The following is a 1,240-nucleotide window of genomic DNA, read 5'->3' as shown; positions in this document are numbered from 1 at the left end:
TTCTCATTTCAAGGATCAAAGTGAAGTCATTGTTTTTGGAGACATGAATGCTCGCAAAAATATGATACAAAACGACACACAACAAGTCGATATGCATGTATAATCGAAGTTCTAATGATGTAAAAAATCTGGATCACTATGGAAAGTCACTTCTACATATGTGCAATAGTACCGGAATGCTCATTGCAAATGGTGTATCTCTATGGCAAGGCATCAATGACTTTACATGTAGAAAGCACAATGATGATAGCGTGATTGACTATATGTTGTTCTCGGAAGCCACTTTAGAATGCATACAAAGCTTTACACTTGGTGAATGGAATCCGGAATCGGATCATAGGATGTTATGTATTGACCTCAAGTGTGGTAAACGGCCCGAGCATGTAGCCTCCAATCATGATGTGAATCATTTCTACCTACGTCTAGACTTCAAACGAGCACTTATATATGCTGATATGGTGGACCAAATGTTAAGCATGATAGAGCATCAAGAGAGCCCAACATTAGAATGCAAGTGGAAAGTTTTCAAAGAAGTAATTTTCTCTTGTGCGAAGGAATGCTTTTCGGTGAAACACATGTCTTGCAAAAGGTCTAAGAAGGGTAGCACCAAGAAGAAATGGTTTGACATGGAATGTAGTCAAGCCCGAAAACACTTGCTAAGATTGGATGCAATCAAAGACAAGGAAGTTTACTTGGAATGTTCACACACATACAAAGCACTTGTTCAAAAGAAGAGGAGAAGGTGGGAAGTCGAAAAACAACTTCTTTTAGCACAAGAGAAAGCACATGCATGTGGCAAGTTTTGGCAAAATCTAAAAGGCAAGCGCGTTGAGAGCTTTGGTGACTTGACTCTTGAGGATATGTATATGCATTGCAAGAACCTCTATGAGCAACCCATGTTGATAAGATGGAGTGTTGTAGCTCCCTTCCGTTTATGCCTCCCTTCTTTACCATTGAGATGTATGCCGCGCGCTTGAGAAACTTGCTACTCACAAGGTAGGGTACCTTCAAGGTGTCAAGGCTGAAATGATTAAATGGACAAGCAAGAAAACACGATATTGGATACGCGATATGTTTAACCTTGCACTTCAGCATGGCATGCCTCATGATTGGAGTGCAAATTGGATCAAACCTTTGCACAAAGGAGGAGATGTAAACAATGTGAACAACTATCACACTTTAATGGTTGGCTCTTTGATGGAAAAATTATTTGGATGTATCATGGAGATGAAGATAAGTG

Annotated in this window: 1 protein-coding gene; it reads left to right on the top strand. The window is 39.8% G+C overall.

From position 1 onward, the window contains the following. Positions 1-1,026: 1,026 nt before the first annotated feature. Positions 1,027-1,240 (top strand): hypothetical protein (locus DD606_RS26255; RefSeq protein WP_219824241.1); only part of this gene is annotated, 214 nt, incomplete at its 3' end.

Origin of the sequence: Enterobacter cloacae complex sp. GF14B (genome assembly GCF_004136805.1) — a bacterium.
Lineage (GTDB): Bacteria > Pseudomonadota > Gammaproteobacteria > Enterobacterales > Enterobacteriaceae > Enterobacter > Enterobacter hormaechei_C.
Note: the sequence above shows the minus strand (reverse complement) of the source record. Positions and strands in the feature narration are given on the sequence as shown.